This is a genomic window from Streptomyces sp. NPDC002785 (genome assembly GCF_040295565.1).
Taxonomy (GTDB): Bacteria; Actinomycetota; Actinomycetes; order Streptomycetales; family Streptomycetaceae; genus Streptomyces.
The window spans coordinates 1-17,487 of the sequence record NZ_JBEOVN010000042.1 but is presented as its reverse complement, the minus strand read 5'-3'; the positions used below and the strand labels follow the sequence as shown (position 1 = coordinate 17,487).

Sequence of the window (17,487 nt, the reverse complement as noted above, 5' to 3'; positions counted from 1 at the left end):
CTCAGGCGCCGAGCGGGCTTGTTCCTGCCAGCACCCGCGCCCGGCAAGCCCCCGGCGTCCCCCACGCGTCCCGCAGCGGCCGGGCCTTGCGCAGCCACAGCGACAGGTCCAGCTCCTGCGTGTACCCCACCGCACCGTGCAACTGCAGTGCCGTCCGCGCCGCCGCGTACCCGGCCTCGCCCGCCGTCACCTTGGCCGCCGCCACCTGAGCACCTGCGTCCGACGCCTCCCCGGCGAGCGCGAGTGCCGCCCCGTACAGCAGCGGGCGGGCGAACTCCAGCCCGATCAGCGTGTCCGCGAGCCGGTGCTTGACCGCTTGGAAGGAGCCGATCGACGTACCGAACTGGGTGCGCTGCTTCACATACGCGACCGTGGCCCGCAGCAGCGCCTCGCCCGTGCCGAGCGCCTGCGCGGCCGTGGCGAACGCTGCCCACCGAGCGGCTCGCGCCGAGGCCTGCGCCACCCGGGGCCCGGATGCGAGCAGCTCTCCGCCCGGCCCGGGGCGCCACAGCCGTCGGGCCGGGTCGGACGACACACTGAGCGCGCCGGGCCCGGGCGCGAGCCGCAGCTCGTCGCAGGTCACCGTGAACACGGCGTCCACGGCATCCGCGTCCAGCGCATACGGCCCGTACCCGTCCATCCGGAGCGTCGCCGATGCCGCGCCGGACGCCAGTCGCGGCAGCCACTCCTTGGCCGCCGCACCGCCCACGTCCGCCAGCAGCACTGCGGCCGCGACCGTCTCCACCACCGGCCCCGGCGCCGCATGTCGCCCCAACTCGTTGAAGGCGACCGCGAGTTCGACCGGAAGCGGTCCGACGCCCTCGTACGTCTCCGGTATCGCCAGGGCGAACACCCCCGCCTGTGCCAGCCGCGCCCACAGATCCCTGCCCGGCCGGTGGTCACCGGCGGCCCAGGCGCGTACCACCGCGGGGGTGTCCGAGGCGGTCAGCATCGCGTCCAGCGAGCGGGCGAACTCCCGCTGCTCGTCGTCGAGGAGGAAACGCATCAGCGCCGTCCCTTCGGCAGGCCGAGCAGCCGCTCGGCGATGATGTCGCGCTGGATCTCGTTCGTACCGGCGTAGATGGGGCCCGCGAGGGAGAAGACGTACCCCTCGGTCCATTCCCCGTCGGCGAGTTCGCCGTCCGGGCCCAGCAGATCGAGCGCCGTCTCGTGCAGAGCGATGTCGTACTCGGACCAGAACACCTTGTTCAGGCTGGACTCCGCGCCGATGTCCGTCCCGGCCGCGAAGCGTGAGGCGTTGGTGCAGGTGAAGAGCTGATACGCACGCGCCCCGATCACCGCGTCCGCCACCCGGTCCCGCAGCGCCGTGTCGGAAGGGTCGCCGTGGGTGCGCCACAGCTCGGCCAGCCGGTCCGCGGCGGCCAGGAAGCGGCCGGGGGAGCGGAGCGTCAGTCCACGCTCGTTGCCCGTTGTCGACATGGCGATACGCCAGCCCTGTCCGGGCTCCCCGATGACGTCCTCGTCCGGTACGAACACCTCGTCCAGGAACAGCTCGGCGAAGGCGGGCTTGCCGTCGAGCCGTCCGATCGGCCGGACCGACACGCCCGGTGCCGACAGGTCGAACATCAGATACGTCAGCCCGTGGTGCGGCTTCGCGGTCTCGGGATCCGTACGGAAGATGCCGAACGCCCGGTCCGCGAACGCGGCCCGCGAGGACCAGGTCTTCTGCCCCGAGAGCAGCCAGCCGCCGTCCGTGCGCACCGCTCGCGAGCGCAGCGACGCCAGGTCCGAGCCCGACTCCGGCTCGGACCAGGCCTGCGCCCAGATCACCTCGCCGCTCGCCATCGACGGCAGTACCCGAGCCCGCTGCTCGTCCGTGGCGTGGTCGAAGAGGGTCGGGGCGAGAAGGCTGATGCCGTTCTGCGAGACCCGGCCGGGGCCGCCCGCCGCGTAGTACTCCTCCTCGAACATCAGCCACCGGAAGATGTCGGCGCCCCGGCCGCCGTACTTGGCCGGCCAGGAGACGACCGACCAGCGGTCCGCGTGCAGCCGTGCCTCCCACTCCCGGTGCGCGGCGAAGCCCTCGGCGGTCTCCAGGGACGGCAGCGGCTCGGCGGGTACGTTGGCCCGCAGCCACTGCCGCGCCTCGGCCCGGAACGCCTCCTCCTCGGCCGTGTATGACAGATCCATCACGCACCCGCCTTCTTCACCGAGGCGATGTCCATGCCGCCGAGCGGGTCCGCCGCCGTCTCCGCGTTGTGCGCATGGGCGAGGTGGTGCAGCCCGAAGGCCGAGTCCCTGCCGGTATGCAGCCGCTGAAGGTCCTCGGCCTGGTTGACCGCACGCTTGGTGAGGGCCAGCCCCGGACGCGGCATTCCGGCGATCCGCAACGCCAATTCACGGGTGTGTTCGGCGAGTTCGCCGCGCTCCACCACCTTGTTCACCATGCCGGTCTCGTACGCCCGGCGGGCGCTCGCCCGGTCGCCGGCGAACAGGAACTCCTTCGCGATCCGGGGCGGCATCACCCAGGGGGGCGTCACGTACGCGACCGGGCCCCGGCGCTCGTACAGCACGGGATCGGACCGGAGGTCACCGGCAGGTGTGCCGTGGGCAGCGGGCATCGGCTCATCCTTCCCTAACAAGTGTTTGGTAGGTTAACGTACGAGCATGAGCACCGTCGAGGATCCGCGGGCCGAGACCGAGGAGGTGCGGGCGTGAGCGCACCGCAGTACGTACCCGGACACGGTCTGCTGGCCGGCCGCAGCGCCGTCGTCACCGCAGCCGCGGGCGCCGGAATCGGCGGCGCCACCGCCCGTAAATTCCTTGAGGAGGGCGCCCGCATCGTCATCGGCGACGCACACGCCCGCCGTCTGAAGGAGACCGAGCGGGCGTTCGCCGAGGAGTTCGGCGCGGACCACGTCGCGTCACTGCCCTGCGACGTCACCGACGAGACCCAGGTCCAGGCACTCTTCGCACTCGCCGAACAGGCCAACGGCGGCCTCGACATCGTCGTCAACAACGCCGGGCTCGGCGGCACCGCCGAACTCACCGAGATGACCGATGAACAGTGGACCAAGGTCCTCGATGTCACCCTGAACGGCACCTTCCGCTGCACCCGCGCCGCCCTGCGCTCGCTCAAGGCGGCGGGCCGCGGCGGCATCGTCGTCAACAACGCCTCCGTCGTCGGCTGGCGAGCCCAGAGCGGCCAGGCCCACTACGCCGCCGCCAAGGCGGGCGTCATGGCGCTCACCCGGTGCGCCGCGATCGAGGCCGCCGAGTACGGCGTACGCGTCAACGCCGTCGCACCCAGCCTCGCCATGCACCCGCACCTGGTGAAGGTCACCTCCGCCGAACTCCTCGACGAACTGACCGAGAAGGAGGCATTCGGCCGCTATGCCGAGCCGTGGGAGATCGCCAACGTCATCGTCTTCCTCGCCAGCGGCTACTCCTCGTACATGACGGGCGAGGTCGTTTCCGTCAGCAACCGGCATGCCTGACGGGAGGACGGCCGGGCGGAGAATGGGCGGGTGCCTACCAAGAAGAAGCCCCAGGTGACCCCCTCACCCGAGCGTCGCCGTGAACTGCTCGCCACCGCCGCCGAGGTGTTCGCCGCGCAGGGATACAACGCCACCACCGTCCGTAATATCGCGGACGCTGCCGGGATGCTCGCGGGCAGCCTCTATTACCACTTCGATTCCAAGGAATCGATGATCGACGAGATCCTCTCGACCTTCCTCACCGAACTCTGGGAGGGGTACGACGCGGTGCTCGCCGCCGGACTCGGACCCCGGGAGACCATCGAGGCTCTCGTCACCGAGTCCTTCCGGGAGATCGACCGGCACCGCGCCGCCGTCGCCATCTACCAGAAGGAGTCCAAGCACCTGGCCACCCAGCCGCGCTTCCAGTACCTCGTCGACTCCCAGCAGAAGTTCGAGAAGGCCTGGCTCGGCACGCTGGAACACGGCGTCGCCGACAAGACCTTCCGCGCCGACCTCGACATCCGCCTCACCTACCGCTTCGTCCGCGACACCGTCTGGGTCGCGGCGTCCTGGTACCGGCCGGGCGGACAGCACAGCCCCGAGGAGATCGCCCGCCAGTACCTCTCGATGGTTCTGGACGGCATCGCCCTGGAGACCTGACCCCACCCGAGCACCGAGGAGCAGAAGTCATGGCCGAGGCATACATCGTCGAAGCGGTACGCACTCCGGTCGGCCGGCGCAAGGGAGGACTCGGCTCGGTCCACCCCGCCGACCTCGGCGCCCATGTCATCAAGGCCCTCGTCGAGCGGACCGGAATCGACCCGGCGGCCGTCGAGGACGTGGTCTTCGGCTGCCTCGACACCGTCGGACCGCAGGCCGGTGACATCGCCCGCACCTGCTGGCTGGCGGCCGGACTGCCCGAGGAGGTCCCCGGCGTCACTGTCGACCGCCAGTGCGGCTCCTCCCAGCAGGCCGTGCACTTCGCCGCCCAGGGCGTCCTGTCCGGCACCCAGGACCTCGTCGTCGCGGGCGGCACCCAGAACATGACGCAGATCCCGATCGCCTTCGCCTCCCGTCGGGCCGCCGAGCCCCTCGGCCTGACGGGAGGCCCGTTCGCCGGCAGCGAGGGCTGGCGCGCCCGGTACGGCGACGCACCGGTCAACCAGTTCCACGGCGCCCAGCTGATCGCCGAGAAGTGGGGCATCAGCCGCACGGACATGGAGGAGTTCGCCCTGCGCTCCCACCGGCGTGCGATCCGCGCCATCGACGAGGGCCGCTTCGCGCGAGAGACCGTCGCCTACGGTGACGTCACCACCGACGAGGGGCCGCGCCGCGACACCACCCTGGAGAAGATGGCGGGCCTCGAGCCGGTCCTGGACGGCGGCACAATCACCGCCGCCTGTTCCTCGCAGGTCTCCGACGGGGCCGCAGCCATGCTCATCGCCTCCGAGCGCGCCGTGGCCGAGCACGGTCTCACCCCGCGCGCCCGCATCCACCACCTGTCGGTGCGCGGCGAGGACCCCATCCGCATGCTTTCGGCGCCGATCCCGGCCACGGCGTATGCGCTCAAAAAGGCCGGAATGACCATCGACGACATGGACCTGGTCGAGATCAACGAGGCATTCGCCCCGGTCGTCCTGGCCTGGCTGAAGGAGACAGGAGCAGACCCCGACAAGGTCAACGTCAACGGCGGTGCGATCGCCCTGGGGCACCCGCTCGGCGCAACCGGTACAAAATTGATGACGACGCTGCTGCACGAGTTGGAGCGCACCGGCGGCCGCTACGGGCTGCAGACCATGTGCGAGGGTGGTGGTCAGGCGAACGTGACGATCATCGAACGGCTCTGACTCTCGCCCCGCCCGGCCCCTACCCAGGTCACCGAACCGCTCCGGCAGGGCTCCGAGAGAAGTTTCGGCAGAGTTCTGAGCTCGCTCCGGGGCAGTTGCCCCAAGGGCCGGGCAAGAAATCCGCCGGCCGGCGGCGTGGCGTGTTCCCCCGCCGGCCGACAGAACGTGCTACGGTTGCCGAGTTGCAGTTTTGGTACCCATGAACTTTATGTGCGCCTGACGGGAATGCTTCCTCAGGCGCATTATTGTTTTCCGGCTTTCTCCGGATGGGGCTCAATGCGGCGACTTGGAATTCGTAAAGTGCGGATTTCCGGCACTGCACCTCTTTTAGGAGAATGACATGGCTACTGGAACCGTGAAGTGGTTCAACTCGGAAAAGGGCTTCGGCTTCATCGAGCAGGACGGCGGCGGCGCCGACGTCTTCGCCCACTACTCCAACATCGCCACCTCGGGCTTCCGTGAGCTCCAGGAGGGCCAGAAGGTCTCCTTCGACGTCACGCAGGGCCAGAAGGGCCCGCAGGCGGAGAACATCGTCCCGGCCTAATCGCCGGACGCGTACCTCGCAGCCGGGGCCCGCACCGTGAAGGTGCGGGTCCCGGCTTGTGCTGTCCCCGGGACTCGGCGAAGAAGCGCGCCGTCCCGCAGCGCTCCCCAGCAAGTCCCACGCAGTTCCCAGGAATCCCTAGGAATCCTCAGGAATCCCCCAGGAGGGCAATTCCGTATGACCCGCTCCGAACGCCAGGACCGCCCCGCCCGCAACCGCCCGTCGAGGGGGCGCGGAACGGCCCCGGCGAAGGCAACCGCTAAGGGTTCCGGCAAGGGATCCGGCAAGGCGTCGCCCCGTCGCAGGGCCACGCCGCCGCAGGGCGAATTCGCCCTGCCCGAAACCATGACCCCCGCACTGCCCGCCGTCGAGGCGTTCGCCGAGCTGGACATGCCCGCAGCCCTGCTGAAGACCCTTGCCGCGCAGGGCGTCACCGATCCGTTCCCGATCCAGGGCGCCACGCTGCCGAACTCGCTCGCCGGCCGGGACATCCTCGGCCGCGGCCGCACCGGCTCCGGCAAGACCCTCGCCTTCGGCCTCGCGCTGCTGGCCCGCACCGGCGGACGGCGCGCCGAGCCGCGCGCCCCGCTCGCACTGGTCCTCGTCCCGACCCGTGAACTCGCCCAGCAGGTCACCGACGCGCTGACGCCGTACGCGACGTCCGTGAACCTGCGACTGGCCACCGTCGTCGGCGGCATGTCGATCAGCAAGCAGTCCGGCACGCTGCGCCGCGGCGCCGAGGTGCTCGTCGCCACACCCGGACGGCTGAAGGACCTCATCGAGCGCGGTGACTGCCGTCTCGACCAGGTCGCCATCACCGTCCTCGACGAGGCCGACCAGATGGCCGACATGGGCTTCATGCCGCAGGTCGTCGCCCTGCTCAAGCAGGTCGAGCCGGACGGTCAGCGAATGCTCTTCTCCGCGACGCTCGACAAGAACATCGACCGGCTGGTCAAGATGTTCCTGACCGACCCCGTCGTGCACTCGGTCGACCCGTCCGCGGGCGCGGTCACCACCATGGAGCACCATGTGCTGCACGTGGCCGACGAGACCGACAAGAAGGCCGTCGCCACCAGGATCGCCGCTCGCGACGGCCGGGTGATCATGTTCGTGGACACCAAGCGTGCCGCCGACCGCTTCGCCAAGCGGCTGCTGGCCAGCGGTGTACGGGCCGCCGCCCTGCACGGCGGGCGTTCGCAGCCGCAGCGCAACCGGACGCTGGACCAGTTCAAGAACGGCCAGGTCACCGCGCTCGTCGCGACGAATGTGGCGGCGCGCGGCATCCATGTCGACGACCTTGACCTGGTCGTGAACGTGGACCCGCCGACCGACCACAAGGACTACCTCCACCGCGGCGGGCGCACGGCGCGTGCCGGGGAGTCCGGCAGCGTCGTCACCCTGGTGCTGCCCGAGGAGAAGCGGGAGATGACCCGGCTGATGGCCGATGCGGGCATCGCTCCGCGGACCACCCGGATCAAGTCCAGCGACGAGGAACTCACCCGGATCACCGGGGCCCGTGAGCCGTCCGGCATCGCGATCGTCATCGAGGTCCCGCAGCCTACGCCGCCGAAGCCGCGCACGCGGTCCGGCGGGGCCGCGGCCGGTGGCCAGGGCTTCCGCTCGGGCAGCCGCGGCCGGGGCCGACGCGGTGGCGCCGGGCAGGGCGGCGGCGGTGAAGGCCGGGGTACGGCGGGTTCCTCCGCCCGTGGCGCCGGTTCCGGTGCCGGCCGTGGCAACGGCGAGGCGCGCGGTGCCGGGGCCGGGCGTTCCGGTTCGGGTGCCGGACGTGGTGGCGCAGCGGCGGGGCGTGGCCGCAGGGCCGCGTAGCGGTACGGATGATGTGCGGTGACCGGATTCGTCCGGTCACCGCTCCCTCCTTGGGACCGGCCGGCAACGGCAAGCCCGTGCGGCGGTCGAGGACAGGACGTCAACCGGACGGGTCCGGGCTCGAATGGCCCCGCACTCTGCTCCTCATTGGCCGGAAGGGCTCAAGGCGCGCGACACCGTGCCCAGCGCCGCGCAGGCCTCCTCCATTACCCGCTCCACCAGCTCCGCACAGCTGGGCAGGTCCTCGATCAGGCCCGCCACCTGGCCCGATGCCATCACGCCCAGATCCGTGCGGCCGTCGACCATGGACGCCTTCAGAAGCATCGGGGTGTTGGCTGCCAGCAGGACCTGGCTCCAGGACAGGTCCTTGCCGTGTTTCATCACGAGACCGTCGCGCACCATCCGGGACCAGCCGATCCCGGAGATCCGCTTGAATCCCGCCGCTCTGCGCACCGCCTGGGCCAACGCCCGGACCCGGCCCGCGTTCTCCAGCGCGGCGACCATCTCCGTACGCAGCATCCGGTGCGGGAGCCCGTCCACCGCCGTGGTGACCGTGACGTCCTTGACGCCCGCCGCCAGATAGCGGGCCTTCACCGCGTCCGGCACGGTCGAGTCCGACGTCAGCAGGAACCGCGTACCCATCGCGATGCCCGCCGCCCCGTACGCCAGCGCGGCGACCAGGCCCCGGCCGTCGTGGAAGCCTCCTGCCGCGATCACCGGGATGTCCACCGCGTCGACAACCTGGGGCAGCAGCACGGTGGTTGCCACATCACCGGTGTGGCCGCCGCCCTCGCCGCCCTGCACGATCACCGCGTCCGCGCCCCACGCCGCGACCTTCTCGGCATGGCGCCGGGCACCTATCGACGGGATCACGACCACACCCGCGTCCTTCAGCTCGGAGATGAGCTCCTTCGAAGGGGCCAGCGCGAAGGACGCCACCTTCACGCCCTCGTCGACGATGATCCGTACCCGCTCGCGCGCATCCCCGGCGTCGGCGCGCAGATTGACGCCGAACGGTTCGTCCGTACGGGACTTGACCTCCCGTACCGCTGCCCGCAGCTGCTCCGTGGTCATCGTCGCGGAGGCCAGGATGCCGAGCGCGCCGGCGCGGGCCGTGGCGGAGACCAGGCGGGGGCCCGCGACCCAGCCCATGCCGGTCTGGACGATGGGATGGCGGACGCCGACGAGGTCCGTGAGCGCGGTCCGCATCAGATCCTGACCTCGCGGTTCCGGGTGCCCTTCGGGTCGATGACCTCGCGGATCAGGCCCAGCTCCTCGGCGGTCGGCTCCCGGGTGTGCGGGACGTCGTCCGCGATCGTGAGAGCGAAGCCGGTGGCCTCGCGGACCTCGTCGGCGGTGACGCCGGGGTGCAGCGAGGCGAGGCGCATCGAACGGTCCGGGGTGGCGAAGTCGAGGACGCCGAGATCGGTGACGATGCGTGGGAGGCGGTGGTAGCGGGTCGCCGACGGACCGGCCGCTGCGGCGCTGTCGTAACCGACCCCGCAGATCATGTCGACGCGCTCGACGAAGACCCGGGTGGAGTGCTTGGGAACCCAGTAACTGACAGGGTTGTTCAGGGTGTTGACCGGGGCGCCGCGTACGCCCAGGAGCTGGCGGGCGGGCTGTTCCCAGTCGCCGATGCAGGAGATGTTCTGGTTGCCGAACCGGTCGATCTGGCTCGCCCCCATCATCACGTGACGCCTGCCGCCCGTGACCATGGTGAGGTGCTGGCGGTACGGCAGCCAGCCCTCCGTCGTGCCGTCCGGGCCGACGATCAGCGCCTCGCCGTCGGTGAGCAGCAGATCGGGTGAGAAGGTGCGCTTGGCGAGCCGGGCGCCGATGGACGGGATGAGCCCCATCGGGCTGGCGAGCACCTCCCCGTTGTCGCGCCAGGCATCGGCGCAGGCGATGACGCAGTACTCGGCCCGGGACACGGTCCGGTTGCTCACTTCTGCTCCTCGTGCCAGGTCCGGACGGCCAACTGGTAGCTCTTCTCGTCGCCTTGCGCGGGCAGGAAGCGGTCGCTGAAGGCCGCCCAGGTGTCGGGGGCGGCGGCCGCGGTGGCGTAGGCCTTCTGGAACGCCTCGTCGCGCGGGTGGTCGGGGACGCAGGAGGTGAAGTGCGCGCCGTTCGGGGTCTCGACGACGCCGGTGACGGAGTGCCGCTTGACGAGGAGGGTCTGCGGGGCGGCCTTCTCGGTCAACTCGGCGGTTTTGACGAGGCGTTCGCAGGAGACGTACGCGGTGTCGGCGGCCTCGCAGAACAGGTCGTCGAAGTACGGGTCGGGGCCGAGGTACTGGCCGTTGCCGAACCGGTCGGCGCGGTTCATGTGGACCAGTGCCGCGTCCATCCGCAGGGCGGGCATCGCGACGAACTCCTCGCCGTCCGCGTACGGCGAAGTGACCGTGCGCAGGCCCGGGTTGACCCGCATCACGTCCGACCCGATACCGGCGCGGACGGGGAGGAACGGCAGCCGGTTCGCGGCGGCGTGCAGCCCCCACATGAACATGGCCTCGTCGACCTCCATCAGTTCGAACGCGCCGCGCTGGCGGGCCGCCCTGAAGTGGGGTTCGAGCGGGATCGAGTCGAGTGTGGCGAAGGCCGCGACCAGCTTGCGGATCTTGCCGGCGGCGGCGAGCAGGCCGACGTCGGGGCCGCCGTACGCGACCACGGTGAGATCGGTGACCGGGGAACGGAGCAGCGCCCGGACCAGCGCCATCGGCTTGCGGCGCGAGCCCCAGCCGCCGATGCCGATCGTCATGCCGCTGCTGAGCCGGGAGACGACCTCGTCGGCCGTCATGGTCTTGTCGGTCACCGTCATGCCTCCTTGCCGAAGGTGTTACGGACGCGGTCGGCGGCTCCGCTGAGGTTGGCCTCGAAAGTGAAGCCCTGCTCGAAGCGGTAGCTGCGGCGGACGTCCACCGGGTCGATGCCGTTGATGGCGGCCTTGGCGAGCCGGATCAGATACCCGTCCTTACGGGCGATCTCGCCCGCCAGTTCCAGTGCCGCGCCCTGGAGTTCGGCGCGCGGGACGACCTTCCGGACCGAACCGTGGGCGTGCAGCTCGGCGGCCGTCACGGTGCGCGAGGTGTAGTACAGCGCGCGCATCAGGTGCTGCGGCACGAGCCGGGCGAGATGGGTGGCGGCGCCGAGCGCGCCCCGGTCCAGCTCGGGCAGGCCGAATGTCGCGTCGTCGCTCGCCACGATCACGTCCGCGTTGCCGACGAGGCCGATGCCGCCGCCGAGGCAGAAGCCGTTCACCGCGGCGACGACCGGGACCTCGCACTCGTACACGGCGGAAAACGCCTCGTAGCAGCCGCGGTTGGCGCCGATCAAGGCGTCGTGTCCGGTGTCGCGCTGCATCTCCTTGATGTCGACGCCCGCGTTGAATCCACGCCCGGCGGCGGCCAGCACGACACAGCGGACCTCGGGATCACGGCCCGCGGCGCGGAGGGCGTCGGCGAGGTCGTACCAGCCCTGTACGGGCAGCGCGTTGACGGGCGGGTAGTCGACCGTGACGAGCGAGATGCCCTCGGCCGGACTTGCGGTGGAGACACCCATGGGCGAATCAGCTACCTTTCCACCAAACATTTGTTAGGTGGGAAGGTAGCAGCCTGCCCCCGCATCGCCAACAAGGAGATGTGTGATGACCGCAAGCAGTGACGGACGGGACAGGGGAAGCGAAGGGGGAGGTGTCGGGGGCAACGACGGAGGGAGCGTCGGGGGGCTGTGCGACGGGCGCGTCGTGATCGTGACGGGTGCCGGGCGCGGACTCGGCCGCGCCCACGCGCTCGCCTTCGCCGCCGAGGGCGCGAAGGTCGTGGTCAACGATCTCGGTGTCGGCCCGGACGGCGACGGGGGCTCGGCCGGTCCGGCCCGGCAGGTGGTCGACGAGATCGTGGCGGCGGGCGGCGAGGCGGTCGCCCACGGGGGTGACATCGCCACGACGGAGGGGGCGGCGTCGCTGGTCACTGCCGCGCTGGAGACCTTCGGACGGCTGGACACACTCGTCAACAACGCCGGATTCCTGCGCGACCGGATGCTGGTGAATCTGGATGAGGACGACTGGGACGCGGTGATGCGGGTCCATCTGAAGGGCCACTTCCTGCCACTGAAGCATGCGGCCGCACACTGGCGGGCCGAGGCGAAGGCGGGGCGCACGCCGGTGGCCCGGGTGATCAGCACGAGCTCCGGTGCGGGGCTGCTCGGGAGCGTCGGACAGGGCAATTACTCCGCCGCGAAGGCGGGCATCGTGGGCCTGACGCTCGTCGCGGCCGCGGAGATGGGGCGGTACGGGGTCCAGGTCAACGCGATCGCCCCGGCGGCACGGACCCGGATGACCGAGCGGACGTTCGCGGAGACGATGGCGGCACCGGGGGAGGGGGAGTTCGACGCGATGGCCCCCGAGAACGTGTCCCCGCTGGTGGTGTGGCTCGGCTCGGCCGCGAGCGACGGGGTGAGCGGGCGGGTCTTCGAGGCGGAGGCCGGCCGGATCACGGTCATGGAGGGCTGGCGCCCCGGCCCAACCGCGGACCGGGGGGCGCGGTGGGCGCCTGCGGAGGCGGGGGAGGCGGCGAGGAGGCTGCTGTCGGAGGCGGAGCCGGCACAGTCGGTGTACGGGGCGAGGTAGCGGAGCGGTGCCGGTGTGCCCGGTCCGCCCGCCCCACCGCGCGTCGGCGGCGAGCGACGATCCCTGCCGGATGCTTTCTGCCGGACGCTTTCTGACCGACGCGCCCGTCTCAGGTGCTGCAGTCCAGGACGGTGCGGCACAGCCCGCACCGGGCCCGTACCCGGCCGCGCACCGGGACGCGGATGCGCTGGTGGCAGGTGGGGCAGGCGAAGGAGACCCGGAGTCCTTGCGGGCCATTGTCGAAGGCGTACGGGGCGTCGGAGCCCGGGGCCGCCTCCGCACCCGGATGGTCCGCGGCATACCGCCGGTCCTTGGCGTAGCGGTGACGGCCCGCCCAGCCGGCCGCCGCGAGGGGCGGCTGCCGGGAGTCATGAAGGGCCTGGGTGCGCCCCTTCGTGTACGCCGTGTACGCCTGCGGACTCGTGAACCACGGGGAGGGGTCCTCGTCGAAGGCGAACGCCCGCTTGGCGAGGACGTATCCGAACTCCTCCGGGGTGAGATAGCCGAGCTTCTGGCTGGAGACGGCGTCCTCGCGGAAGGCGTCCAGCAGCAGCCAGCCCGCGCCCAGGTACGTCGTCGCGGTGTCCGTGAGGATCTCGTTGTCGCGCGTGCCGGGGAATTCCAGGCCGAGGCGGTGCAGCAGCACATGCATGACCTCGTGCGAGAGCGCGGCGCCGATGTCCCTGCGATGGGTGCGGAAGCGGTCGTTGAGTTCGATGAAGTACTCGGGTCCCGCGGCGAGTTCGACACTGGCGGCGTGCTCCATCGTCCGGAATCCGATGACCATGCGGGCGTCCGGCAGGTGCAGCTGCTGGACCATGGCCCGCGCCACCCGCTGGGCGCCGAGGTGCAGGTCGTCCTGGTCGGAGAAGGCGGCATCGGCGGGGGCGAGACTCGTGGCGTAACCGCGGACACCGTCGTACGACAGCCTCCGGTACAGCGCCGTGATCGCCGACCGGACGGTGTCGAGATGAGGGAAGCCGTGGACGACCGGACTTCCGCGGCCCCGGCCGTGGTCCTGGCTGTTGTCCCGGCTGCTGTCCGTCACGTTCCCGCCCCCATCCGCGACGCTCGACCGGCTTCCACTGTAGCCGCAGCGGCGTGAGTGATCTTGGCCGAAAAGTGAACCTTGTGGGGGCCGTGATTGTTTTCCGATAATCCGAATCATGCCTTTGTCGGGGGCATGACCAATCGGGCTTCGCTGCCCATGGCCAGGACCCCGAGCGAGGGCACGCACCTCCGCGTACCACCCCCCACAAGAACCCCCCACGAAGGAAGGCAGTCCGTTGAAGCAGCTTCTGCGCGCCGTGAAGAGATGCTCCGTCATAGCCGCCGTGGTCCTCGCAGCCGTCAGCCTCCAGCCCGCCGGAGCGTCCGCGGCCCCCAACCCGGTCGTCGGTGGAACCCGCGCCGCCCAGGGTGAATTCCCGTTCATGGTCCGGCTGTCCATGGGCTGTGGCGGCGCTCTCTACGCCAAGGACATCGTCCTCACCGCCGCGCACTGTGTGAACGGTTCGGGCAACAACACCTCCATCACCGCCACCGCGGGCGTCGTCGACCTCCAGTCCTCCAGCGCGGTCAAGGTCAAGTCCACCAAGGTCCTGCAGGCCCCCGGCTACACGGGCCAGGGCAAGGACTGGGCGCTGATCAAGCTTGCCAAGCCCATCGACCTGCCGACTCTGAAGATCGCCACCAACACCACGTACAACAACGGCACCTTCACCATTGCCGGCTGGGGCGCCGCCACCGAGGGCGGAGGCCAGCAGCGGTATCTGCTGAAGGCCACCGTGCCGTTCGTCTCCGACGCCGACTGCCAGAGTGCGTACGGCAGCGACCTCGTCCCCGGCGAGGAGATCTGCGCCGGGCTGATCGACACGGGTGGCGTGGACACCTGCCAGGGCGACTCCGGCGGCCCCATGTTCCGCAAGGACAACGCCGGCGCCTGGATCCAGGTGGGCATCGTCAGCTGGGGCCAGGGCTGCGCCCGGCCCGGCTACCCGGGTGTGTACAGCGAGGTCTCGACGTTCGCCGCCAACATCGCCTCCGCGGCGGCCACGCTCTGACCCAGGCCCCGACTCCGGCCACTGCAACGGCCGGTGTCTGATTCACACCTGAACATCCCCGGGGGTGCCTGTCCGGACGGGCACCCCCGGGCCCAGCTCCGCATACGGTGCGCCCGCACCCTCCAGCTCCAGCACCCACACCTCGTTGACGCCCTCCCGCAGCACCGGCCCCGGTACGTACAGCGTCCGCTGCGGACCCGCCGACCAGTAGCGCCCCAGGCAGAAGCCGTTCACCCACACGAACCCGCGTGTCCAGCCCAGCAGTTCGATCCCCGCATGCCCGGTGCCGTCCACCCCCGCGACCTCGAACGTCCCCCGGAACAGCCCGGTGCGCCCGGCCCCCTCGGCGCTCCCGAAGGCCACCTCGGCCACCGCGTCCGGCTCCTCGAACGCTTCCAGCCGCAGCGCCCGTGCCCGTACACCGTGCAGGAACTGACGCTCGTGCAGCACCCCGCCCGTGATCCCCTTGGGCTCACCGAGCCGCGGCCCGTAGTTGACGCGGCCCAGCGACTCCACCCACAGCTCGACCTCCGCAGGCCCGGCCACCGGCTCGTCCAGAGTGCCGTTCTCGTCGCTCAGCACACCCTCCCGGACACCGTCCACGTACACCACGGCCCGGTCCCGGAGCCCCGCCACACCCAGGGTGTACGGACGACGAGGACCCGGAACACCGACCCGATAGCGGACCACGCCCCGGTCGACACCCAGTTCCTCGAAGGTCGGCGGAACGCCTGAGGGCACCGATTCCTCGTCGCCCAGTGCCTCCAGCACGGCGGTCAGCGAAGCCCAGTCCGTCAGCTCCGCCCGTACCGGCGCGGCCAGACCGGCAGGCTCGGACGGGAGCTTTGGAAGCGGCCCGTCCGCGTACTCGGCGAGCACCTTGCGGAACTGCCAGAACTTCTCCGTGGGGCGGCCGTACTCATCGATCGGCGCGTCGTAGTCGTACGACGTCACCGTCGGCAGAAAATCCTGGTCCTGCAGCGGACCCGACCGGTTGGCACCCGCCCACCCGGCGAAGTTCGTCCCCCCGTGTGCCATATAAATGTTCACCGAGGCCCCGCACTCCAGGATCTCCCGCAGAGCATCGGCGGCCTGCGCCGGATCCCGTACGACCGGCTCGGCACCCCAGTGCTCGAACCACCCGCACCAGAACTCCATGCACATCAGCGGCCCCTTCGGCTGATGGCGGCGCAGCACCTCGAACGCCTCCCGCGCACCCGACCCGAAGTTCGCCGTGGCGAGCAGCCCCGGCACCGAGCCGCCGGTGAGCATGTGGTCCTCCGGACCGTCGGAGGTGAACAGCGGCACGGTCACCCCGCGCTCCCGCAGCATCCCGGCCACCCGCTGCAGATAGACCCGATCGGTGCCGTAGCTCCCGTACTCGTTCTCCGCCTGGACCATGATGACTGGGCCGCCGCGTCCGATCTGCCGCTGCACCACCTGCGGCAGCAGCGCCGTGAACCATCGCTCCACGGCACCCAGGTACTCCTCGTCACGGGTCCGCACCCGTCGCCCGAACCGCCCCGTCACCCAGGCCGGCAGACCGCCGTTCTCCCACTCGGCACAGATATACGGTCCCGGGCGGACGATCGCCCACAGCCCGGCCCGCTGCGCCGCGTCCAGGAACCGGCCCAGCGCCGCCACGTCCCGGAAGCGGCCGGGCCGCGGCTCATGGAGATTCCACGGCACATACGTCTCGACACAGTTGAGACCCATGGCACGCAGCATCGACAGCCGGTGGTCCCACTGCGCCTCGTGGACCCGGAAGTAATGCAGAGCCCCCGACAGCAGCCGTACGGGCTTCCCGTCGAGCCGGAAGTGGTCGTCCCCCACGGTGAAGTCAGCCATCGTGCTCGTACTCTCCTGTGCGTGCGGTCCCCCGGGGCCGCGCGGCCCCGAGGCGCACGGACGGCACGCACCACGGAGCGGGCGAACCCCCGGGAGGAATGTTGCAACCAACCTTCGCCCCCTGGCGTGCGGCCGGTCCATGGACAAAGATCACTGCTGTTTGGACACAATTGTTCGGACGCGAAATGTTCGGACCAACGCAAAGAAAGAATGGGGGAGGAAGAAAGGCCGATGTACCACACCTGGATGCGCTTCTTCACTCCCAGCCCGCTCCACCACCGGCTGGGCCTCGTCTGCCTGGGCGTGGGGCTGCAGCACGGCGCCCTGCCGACGGTCGGCCCGCGCACCCTGGACCACCACGTGGCCGTCGTCATCAACTCCGGCAGCGGCTGGTTCATCGGCTCCGACGGCCGCCGGGTGCCCGTCGTCGCACCCAGCCTGATCTGGCTGACCCCCGGCACCCCGCACCACTACGGCGCCGATCCGGGCACCGGCTGGGACGAGAGCTTCGTCGACTTCACAGGCCCCGCCACCACCACGTACACCGAGCTCGGCTACATCGAGCCCGACCGCCCGCTCGTCCCGCTCGCCGACACGGCGGCCGCCCGCGCGGCGGTGGGGCGGATGGTACGGGCGGCACGGCGCGGCAACCCGCTGCTGGAGGTCGAGACCGGCGCCGCCGTCCATGAACTCCTCGTCGCCCTGCGCCGGGCCCGCGCCGATGTCAGCCCGGACGGTGACCCCGTCCTGCAGTCCCTCGCCCGCGACGCCTTCCAGCCGCTCTCCGTCGCCGAACACGCGGCCCGGCACGGAATGACACCCGCCGAACTGCGCACGGCGGTACGGCGGGGCGCCGGCTGCAGCCCGAAGGACTACCTCCTCGGTATCCGGCTCGGCCGCGCCAAGGAGCTCCTCGCCGCCACCGACCTGCCGGTCGCCGCGGTCGCCCGACGCGTCGGGTACGACGACCCGGCGTACTTCTCCCGCCTCTTCGCCCGCCGGGTCGGCACCGCCCCGGTCAGGTTCCGCGAACAGCAGGGCCGCAGCGTCCCGGGCGGCTGGAGCGACCAGGTCCCGGACCCGGAACACCCACCGACGATCAGCCCTCTGGGCCCGGCCGTCTGAGACCGGCCGGCACACGGGGGCGGTCTAAGACCGACCGGCAGATGGGGGGCGGCGTCGCGGGGCTGGGTACGCACATCTGCCGCGTTGTCGTCAATCACCATGGCTCCTTCCCCAAGCTCTCGGCTGCGCTCGAGCAGGGGAGACCCCATCTGCCTCAATCCTC

General features: G+C 70.9%; 16 protein-coding genes and 1 pseudogene. 8 read left to right on the top strand and 9 right to left on the bottom strand.

Translation table 11 applies throughout. The features are described from left to right. Position 1: 1 nt before the first annotated feature. The 3 genes and pseudogenes from ABTZ94_RS13330 to ABTZ94_RS13320 all read right to left on the bottom strand — a co-directional run. Positions 2-1,006, bottom strand: a complete 1,005-nt coding sequence (locus tag ABTZ94_RS13330; protein WP_351200553.1) for an acyl-CoA dehydrogenase family protein — start codon at positions 1,004-1,006, stop codon at positions 2-4. Further along, positions 1,006-2,151, bottom strand: coding sequence for an acyl-CoA dehydrogenase family protein (locus ABTZ94_RS13325; protein ID WP_351200597.1), 1,146 nt, complete (start codon positions 2,149-2,151; stop codon positions 1,006-1,008). The genes ABTZ94_RS13330 and ABTZ94_RS13325 overlap by 1 nt, the downstream gene beginning before the upstream one ends. Further along, a pseudogene (locus ABTZ94_RS13320) lies at positions 2,151-2,504 on the bottom strand (enoyl-CoA hydratase-related protein); the annotation flags it as partial. The pseudogene ABTZ94_RS13320 and the gene ABTZ94_RS13325, both read right to left, overlap by 1 nt. A gap of 171 nt (positions 2,505-2,675) precedes the next feature. Here ABTZ94_RS13320 and ABTZ94_RS13315 point away from each other — a divergent pair. From ABTZ94_RS13315 to ABTZ94_RS13295, 5 genes are all read left to right on the top strand, one after another. Beyond that, complete coding sequence (locus ABTZ94_RS13315; protein ID WP_351200551.1) at positions 2,676-3,458, top strand: SDR family oxidoreductase; 783 nt, start codon at positions 2,676-2,678, stop codon at positions 3,456-3,458. A gap of 30 nt (positions 3,459-3,488) precedes the next feature. Continuing rightward, on the top strand, positions 3,489-4,100 hold the full coding sequence (locus ABTZ94_RS13310; RefSeq protein ID WP_351200549.1) for a TetR/AcrR family transcriptional regulator: 612 nt from the start codon (positions 3,489-3,491) through the stop codon (positions 4,098-4,100). Between the two features lie 29 nt (positions 4,101-4,129). Then, entirely contained in the window at positions 4,130-5,287 is a 1,158-nt protein-coding gene (locus tag ABTZ94_RS13305) for an acetyl-CoA C-acetyltransferase (protein WP_351200547.1), read from the top strand. Between the two features lie 340 nt (positions 5,288-5,627). Then, complete coding sequence (locus ABTZ94_RS13300) at positions 5,628-5,831, top strand: cold-shock protein (RefSeq protein ID WP_003969786.1); 204 nt, start codon at positions 5,628-5,630, stop codon at positions 5,829-5,831. A gap of 177 nt (positions 5,832-6,008) precedes the next feature. Continuing rightward, on the top strand, positions 6,009-7,658 hold the full coding sequence (locus ABTZ94_RS13295; RefSeq protein ID WP_351200545.1) for a DEAD/DEAH box helicase: 1,650 nt from the start codon (positions 6,009-6,011) through the stop codon (positions 7,656-7,658). A gap of 144 nt (positions 7,659-7,802) precedes the next feature. Here ABTZ94_RS13295 and ABTZ94_RS13290 read toward each other — a convergent pair whose 3' ends face one another. Genes ABTZ94_RS13290 through ABTZ94_RS13275 form a run of 4 tightly spaced genes read right to left on the bottom strand, consistent with a single transcriptional unit; the run spans position 7,803 to position 11,219 of the window. Further along, positions 7,803-8,867: an NAD(P)H-dependent flavin oxidoreductase gene (locus tag ABTZ94_RS13290; protein ID WP_351200543.1), complete on the bottom strand. Its 1,065-nt coding sequence runs from the start codon at positions 8,865-8,867 to the stop codon at positions 7,803-7,805. Then, the gene (locus ABTZ94_RS13285; protein WP_351200541.1) at positions 8,867-9,607 is read right to left on the bottom strand and encodes a CoA-transferase subunit beta; all 741 of its coding nucleotides are present in this window, start codon (positions 9,605-9,607) and stop codon (positions 8,867-8,869) included. Before ABTZ94_RS13285 ends, ABTZ94_RS13290 begins: the two co-directional genes overlap by 1 nt. Next, positions 9,604-10,479, bottom strand: coding sequence for a CoA transferase subunit A (locus ABTZ94_RS13280; RefSeq protein ID WP_351200539.1), 876 nt, complete (start codon positions 10,477-10,479; stop codon positions 9,604-9,606). Before ABTZ94_RS13280 ends, ABTZ94_RS13285 begins: the two co-directional genes overlap by 4 nt. Next, on the bottom strand, positions 10,476-11,219 hold the full coding sequence (locus ABTZ94_RS13275; RefSeq protein ID WP_351200537.1) for an enoyl-CoA hydratase family protein: 744 nt from the start codon (positions 11,217-11,219) through the stop codon (positions 10,476-10,478). Before ABTZ94_RS13275 ends, ABTZ94_RS13280 begins: the two co-directional genes overlap by 4 nt. An 85-nt stretch (positions 11,220-11,304) precedes the next feature. On the opposite strand from ABTZ94_RS13275, the gene ABTZ94_RS13270 reads away from it, so the two are divergent. Continuing rightward, positions 11,305-12,288, top strand: coding sequence for an SDR family oxidoreductase (locus ABTZ94_RS13270; RefSeq protein WP_351200535.1), 984 nt, complete (start codon positions 11,305-11,307; stop codon positions 12,286-12,288). Positions 12,289-12,397: 109 nt separating this feature from the next. Here ABTZ94_RS13270 and ABTZ94_RS13265 read toward each other — a convergent pair whose 3' ends face one another. Next, positions 12,398-13,336 (bottom strand): hypothetical protein, encoded by a 939-nt coding sequence (locus ABTZ94_RS13265; RefSeq protein WP_351200533.1) that lies wholly within the window; start codon positions 13,334-13,336, stop codon positions 12,398-12,400. A gap of 238 nt (positions 13,337-13,574) precedes the next feature. On the opposite strand from ABTZ94_RS13265, the gene ABTZ94_RS13260 reads away from it, so the two are divergent. Next, positions 13,575-14,351: a S1 family peptidase gene (locus tag ABTZ94_RS13260; RefSeq protein WP_351200531.1), complete on the top strand. Its 777-nt coding sequence runs from the start codon at positions 13,575-13,577 to the stop codon at positions 14,349-14,351. Positions 14,352-14,393: 42 nt separating this feature from the next. On the opposite strand, the gene ABTZ94_RS13255 is transcribed toward ABTZ94_RS13260, so the two are convergent. Beyond that, positions 14,394-16,199, bottom strand: a complete 1,806-nt coding sequence (locus tag ABTZ94_RS13255) for a glycoside hydrolase family 35 protein (protein ID WP_351200529.1) — start codon at positions 16,197-16,199, stop codon at positions 14,394-14,396. Between the two features lie 231 nt (positions 16,200-16,430). On the opposite strand from ABTZ94_RS13255, the gene ABTZ94_RS13250 reads away from it, so the two are divergent. Next, complete coding sequence (locus ABTZ94_RS13250; RefSeq protein WP_351200527.1) at positions 16,431-17,324, top strand: helix-turn-helix domain-containing protein; 894 nt, start codon at positions 16,431-16,433, stop codon at positions 17,322-17,324. The last annotated feature ends 163 nt before the right edge of the window (positions 17,325-17,487 follow it).

Coding starts and splice junctions, on each gene's coding strand:
- ABTZ94_RS13255 (WP_351200529.1), bottom strand. CDS start 16,199: ATGGCTGACTTCACCGTGGGGGACGACCACTTCCGGCTCGACGGGAAG.
- ABTZ94_RS13250 (WP_351200527.1), top strand. CDS start 16,431: ATGTACCACACCTGGATGCGCTTCTTCACTCCCAGCCCGCTCCACCAC.
- ABTZ94_RS13330 (WP_351200553.1), bottom strand. CDS start 1,006: ATGCGTTTCCTCCTCGACGACGAGCAGCGGGAGTTCGCCCGCTCGCTG.
- ABTZ94_RS13275 (WP_351200537.1), bottom strand. CDS start 11,219: ATGGGTGTCTCCACCGCAAGTCCGGCCGAGGGCATCTCGCTCGTCACG.
- ABTZ94_RS13270 (WP_351200535.1), top strand. CDS start 11,305: ATGACCGCAAGCAGTGACGGACGGGACAGGGGAAGCGAAGGGGGAGGT.
- ABTZ94_RS13295 (WP_351200545.1), top strand. CDS start 6,009: ATGACCCGCTCCGAACGCCAGGACCGCCCCGCCCGCAACCGCCCGTCG.
- ABTZ94_RS13280 (WP_351200539.1), bottom strand. CDS start 10,479: ATGACGGTGACCGACAAGACCATGACGGCCGACGAGGTCGTCTCCCGG.
- ABTZ94_RS13300 (WP_003969786.1), top strand. CDS start 5,628: ATGGCTACTGGAACCGTGAAGTGGTTCAACTCGGAAAAGGGCTTCGGC.
- ABTZ94_RS13305 (WP_351200547.1), top strand. CDS start 4,130: ATGGCCGAGGCATACATCGTCGAAGCGGTACGCACTCCGGTCGGCCGG.
- ABTZ94_RS13325 (WP_351200597.1), bottom strand. CDS start 2,151: ATGGATCTGTCATACACGGCCGAGGAGGAGGCGTTCCGGGCCGAGGCG.
- ABTZ94_RS13290 (WP_351200543.1), bottom strand. CDS start 8,867: ATGCGGACCGCGCTCACGGACCTCGTCGGCGTCCGCCATCCCATCGTC.